The following is a 5197-nucleotide window of genomic DNA, read 5'->3' as shown; positions in this document are numbered from 1 at the left end:
CTATCACCAAATGTACTTATGATCTCGTGTGGAGTGGTTCCACTCATGGATTAGCCGGTCATAACGTAAATGGCATGCACGTCATTCTGCCATGAAGTGAACGGCTGACAGGGAATGTCGGGGTGTCCTTTGATCACCGGGCACCCCGACAGAATTGCCGCCGCGTAATGAATCGCCAAGTGTGCTTCGCATAACATGCGACACTCTTGGCGCGACAACTGCAATACGCAATACCCGGGAAAATCGCTAGCTGTACTCGCAATATTTGAGCCGCGTTTGTTCATTCTGCAATAGATAGCTATTCGACAGCTATTCGATAGAAATCAGCAGTGCCGAACTGGCAAGACTTTTTTGTCGAAAGCCAATGGAGCGTACAGCTCATCGCTGTTTATCGAAAAATTCTCTAAGTGTGCGCTATGTATGCCGGAAGTAAGCGCGCTACGTAATATACAAAGCACTCGGCAGCTTACCCCTGAATCATGTGTTTTCTGTCATTTGTATTCTGTCGATCATTTTTACACTCCCTGGCATAAAGATGTCCGTAATGTTGCTAATGCGTTATTAATAAACATGTTTTAAACGTGGCACGTAAGTTGCTTAATATTTATTAAGAGACATTGCAAGTCATTGTTGGCTTTAATTGAAGGAGGAAGATTCATGAAAAAGACGCTATTGCTTATTTTCTCGCTCAGTTCGATGTTAATTTTGATGTCGATGAACAGTCCGTCAGTGAAAGCACAATCCGTTGCAACAGCGCTGAAACAAATCCGCATTGTGGAGATCGATCATGTCTTCCGGGAGGAATTTTTTGGCGAAAATGCCTCCGATCTTCTGCAGGCAGGCGGCGTTGGGTTTCCACCGGGCTCCCATACGCTGCTGATGTTACATGAGCCAACAACAGGCAGTCCCAGCGTCGTGCTGGTAGAGCCGCCTACCGGTGGAAAGGGCCGCATTACCCTCGCTCCACTCGAGACGGCTGACCCCATCAACCTGGCTTTTGACAGCCTCTCTACCGGCGCAAAAGGTGTTGGTCTTTCGCGTTTGTTTCTGCTGAATACGCAGCGCGGGCAATTGCTGGCCATCAAAGGCAAGGCGCTGGATGCGATGAATCCCCAGGGCATTCAACGCTCGGGCTTGCAAGGCAGCGGGATTGTCAATCCCCAGGGCATGACGCTGGATCCGGGCAATGGCGTGCTTTATGTGTTGGATGCGGAGGGACCGAGCATTTTACGCGTCACACTTAAACCGGGGCGGGTCTTTGCCGGCGCGACGGTTTCCGAGATCCCTCTTCCCCGTAGCCTGGGTGGGCTGCGCGGCTTGGCTTTCAACCCGGAGGATAACCACCTTTATGTCATAAACCCTCAGCAGCGGCTCCTGTACAAACTAACCCGGACGGGTGAGCTGGTCAAAACTTTCGATTTCCCTCTGACGGGCATACCGCAGGGTATGATTTTCTCGCCGAGTCTGGATTTAACTGATCCCCCCGAGGTCTTTCATCTGTATTTAGCGACTGATCATGGTTTACAGGGGCAAGTCACCGAGTGGGTGCTGCCAGGCTCTTTAAGTCCAAGAGCTCACTTTCCAGAGGAGTGATGGCCATGACGACTCGAAAAAATAGCTGGATACTGCTTACCCTTGGTTTCATCCTCTCGGGGTTCATGCAACCGAGTCTGTTTGCCCAGAATGTAGTGGGCACCCTGATTCAGTCTGTGGATCTGTCGTGCTTTACCCGTCCTAATTGTCCCGACCCCAACACCATGAACCCGGGCGCCATCGGCAGTCCCGACCCGTCAGGCATTGCCTATCTGAATGCGGGTTCCCGTGCTGGCCATCTGCTCATCAGCGATGGCGAAGTCGACGAAATGGATTGGTTGTTCGGCAACCAAAATGTCAACGCCTTTGAAACGACCTCGACCGGCGAGCTGTTGGTCAGTTCGAATACCATTTCTTATTCTGACGAGCCGACAGGGGTGGCCTTCAATCCCCTCAATTTGCACGTTTTCATCTCCGACGATATTAAAAGGCGGATCTTTGAAGTCGCTCCGGGTACTGACGGCGTATTTGGCACCGCCGATGATACGGTGGTGGGCTCAATCAATACGCGCGACTTCAATTCCACCGATCCGGAAGGCGTGGCTTATGATCCGACCGAAGGGGCCCTCTATATTGCCGATGGACTCAACGCCGAGGTTTACAAAGTCCGGCCAGGACCCAATGGCCGCTTCAATGGTGCGCCGCCCAGCGGGGATGACATCGTTACCAGTTTCGACACCTTGAGTCTCGGTATCGATGATCCCGAAGGCATCGAATGGGATCCAGCGACGAGCAATCTCTATATTTCCGGCAAACCCGCAACCAGGGTCGTGGAGGCAACCACCAGCGGCGCATTGGTGCGCCTGATCGATATTTCTGCAGCAAGAGCCCGTTTTCCTGCCGGCCTCGCGTTGGGGCCGTGGAGTGGGGTGGGGTTTGATCCCCATCCGGGCGTGCTGAATCTTTACATTGTTGATCGGGGCGTGGATAACAATAATGATCCCAACGAAAACGACGGCAAGCTGTATGAGATTTCCTTCCCGGGAACACCCTCTGGCGGTGGGACACAAGAAAATCAACGGCCGAATCTGTCCGCCGGCGCGGATCAAATCGTTCCTTTTACGGCCAGTTGCAGCGGCTCGACCGATCGGCCCTGTACTACGCTGAATGGCATCGTGAATGATGATGGGCTGCCCAATCCCCCTGCCCAAGTCACCATCAACTGGAGCCAGGTGAGCGGCCCTGGCGCAGTAGTTTTCGGCAATCAAAACACAGCCCAAACCACGGCAAACTTTAGTGCGGAGGGCGTCTATGTTTTGCGCCTCACCGCCGACGATTCGGAGCTGACCAACAGTGACGAGGTGCAAATCACCGTGTTGCCGCCCCCTCCGCCATTGACCAGTATTTATGTGTCGCTCAGCGCGAAGAGTGGCACCGTCAGAGGCATCCCCTTTGGCCGTGAAGATATCCTCCGCTACGATATCGATACCGACACTTGGTCGCTCTATTTCGATGGTTCCAATGTCGGGCTGGGTACATCGGGCGTAAACCTCAACGGTTTTCACATCCTGGCGGATGGCAGCATTCTGTTCGTCATGCAGGAGGCCGCCACATTGCCTAATGTGGGATTTGTCGATAATGCCGACATCATCCGTTTCATCCCCACCAGCCTGGGTCAGAATAATACCGCAGGTACGTTCGAGCTCTATTTCAAAGGGGCGAATGTCGGCTTGGGACCCAGCTCGCAAGTCGGCGGCGAAAAGATTGATGCCATCAGTTTCCTGCCGGATGGGCGGCTGCTTGTCAGCACCAGTGGTAACTTCAACGTGCCGGGCGTGTCGGGTAGTGATGAAGACCTCATTGCTTTCACCGCCACTTCCCTGGGCGCGACCACCAGCGGTACTTGGGAGCTCTATTTCGATGGCTCGGATGTGGGGCTCAGTGATGGTGGGACTAGCGAAGATGTGGAAGGCGTCTCGGTTAATAGCAATGGAGATATCTATCTAACTACCAACAGTAACTTCTCCGTACCTGGCGTGAGTGGGGATGGCGCCGATATTTTCCGATGCCAGCCACAGTCAACCGGATCCACTACCAACTGCACTTATGACCTCGTGTGGAGCGGTTCCGCCTATGGGTTAGCTGGTTACAGTTTGGATGGCATCGATCTGGTTCATGGCACGGCAGGAAACAGTGCGCCAACCGTGACGATAAGCGCGCCAGTCAATAATGCGACGTTTACCGCGGGTGAAGCGATCACATTTACTGGCACGGCATCCGATACTGAGGACGGCAACTTGACCGGATCGTTGACCTGGATCTCCTCGCTCAATGGCGCATTAGGAAATGGCGGCACAGTCAACACCTCCAGTCTGAGCGTAGGCACGCATGTCATCACCGCTTCGGTGACCGACAGCGGCGGCTCGGCTGGTTCACGTTCCATCAGCGTGATCGTCGGTACCACCCCTACGCAAAATACGGCACCGGGCGTGACGATTAATTCTCCGGCCAATAATGCAACGTTTACGCAGGGACAATCGATCACGTTCACCGGGACAGCATCGGATACCGAGGATGGGAACCTGACGGGATCGCTGGCTTGGATCTCCTCGCTCAATGGTGCATTAGGAAATGGCGGAACAGTCAACACCTCCAGTCTGAGCGTAGGTACGCATGTCATCACCGCCTCAGTGACCGACAGCGGTGGCCTGGCTGGTTCACATTCCATCAGCGTGACCATCGTGTCCCAGTCCTCGGGGTCAGCGAGTATCTACGTGACAACCAGCACTAAGAGTGGCTCGGTGGGAAATATTTCCTTCGGTCGTGAGGATATCCTCCGCTATGATATCGCTACCGACAGCTGGTCGCTCTATTTCGATGGCTCTAGTGCCGGCTTGGGCTCTGCGGACGTCAACAGCTTTCACCTCATGGCGGACGGCAGCATTCTATTTACCATACGGGATGCCGCTACATTGCCCGATGTGGGATTTGTTGATAATGCTGACATTATCCGTTTCATCCCCACCAACCTCGGTCAGAATAATACGGCAGGGGTATTCGAGTTGTACTTCAAAGGGGCGAATGTTGGTTTAGGACCCAGTTCGCAAGTCGGTGGTGAAAAAATTGATGCCTTGAGTTTCCTGCCGGATGGACGGCTGCTTGTCAGTATTAGCGGCAGCTTCAGCGTTCCCGGGGTATCCGGCAGTCAGGAAGATCTCATTGTATTTACCGCTACTTCGTTGGGCGAGACGACCAGCGGTAGCTGGAAGCTCTATTTCGACGGCTCAAGCGTAGAGCTCAGTGGCGAAGATGTGGACGGCGCCTCGGTTGATAGTACGGGCAATATCTATTTGACCACCAAGGGCAATTTCTCCGTGCCAGGGATAAGCGGTAATGGCGCCGATATTTTCCGCTGTACGCCCCAATCAGCCGTGCCTATCGTCAGCTGTAACTATGCTCTCTTCTGGAGAGGTTCCGAGCATGGGCTCGCTGGTCACGACATAAATGGCATGCACGTAATTCTGCCATGAAGAGAACGGCTGACAAGAAAGATCGTTGGGGTGCCTTTATTCCAGAGGAGTGATGATGATGATTACGAGAAAAAATAGCTGGGTGCTTTACCTGCTAGGTTTCATCCTCGCGTGCTGCACGCAGTCCCGCCTAT

2 protein-coding genes are annotated in these 5197 nt (G+C 53.6%); both read left to right on the top strand.

All coding sequences use genetic code 11. The annotated features are described in order from the left end of the window. Positions 1-729: 729 nt before the first annotated feature. Entirely contained in the window at positions 730-1593 is an 864-nt protein-coding gene (locus tag BLP80_RS14265) for a YncE family protein (protein ID WP_143002318.1), read from the top strand. A 5-nt stretch (positions 1594-1598) separates the two neighbouring features. After that, on the top strand, positions 1599-5063 hold the full coding sequence (locus BLP80_RS14260; protein WP_143002317.1) for a PKD domain-containing protein: 3465 nt from the start codon (positions 1599-1601) through the stop codon (positions 5061-5063). The last annotated feature ends 134 nt before the right edge of the window (positions 5064-5197 follow it).

Source organism: Nitrosomonas sp. Nm132 (assembly GCF_900100485.1).
Lineage (GTDB): Bacteria > Pseudomonadota > Gammaproteobacteria > Burkholderiales > Nitrosomonadaceae > Nitrosomonas.
The sequence above is the reverse complement of the archived record's forward strand: the minus strand, read 5'-3'. Positions and strand labels throughout refer to the sequence as shown.